The following is a 262-nucleotide window of genomic DNA, read 5'->3' on the forward strand; positions in this document are numbered from 1 at the left end:
TTTAAAGCGCGCCATCACCAACAACACACCTTTTTCCAGCGGCAGCGCGCCACCAGAAAGCCCGGTGCCTGCACCACGGGTCACCACCGGTACACGCAGGCGATGGCAGACAGCAAGAATCGCTGTCACCTGTTCCATTTGCTTAGGCAGAACAACCAGTAATGGACGCGTGCGATACGCGCTCAACCCGTCACACTCGTAAGGAATGATCTCCTCTTCGGTATGCAGGATCTCAAGTCCAGGGACATGCTCACGCAGTGCC

General features: G+C 56.9%; 1 protein-coding gene. It reads right to left on the bottom strand.

All coding sequences use genetic code 11. The features are described 5' to 3' along the window. Positions 1-262: FAD-binding protein (locus tag SB756_RS31490; RefSeq protein ID WP_410913425.1), on the bottom strand; the 262-nt coding region annotated here is incomplete at both ends.

Source organism: Pseudomonas sp. SIMBA_068 (genome assembly GCF_046534705.1).
GTDB lineage: Bacteria > Pseudomonadota > Gammaproteobacteria > Pseudomonadales > Pseudomonadaceae > Aquipseudomonas > Aquipseudomonas putida.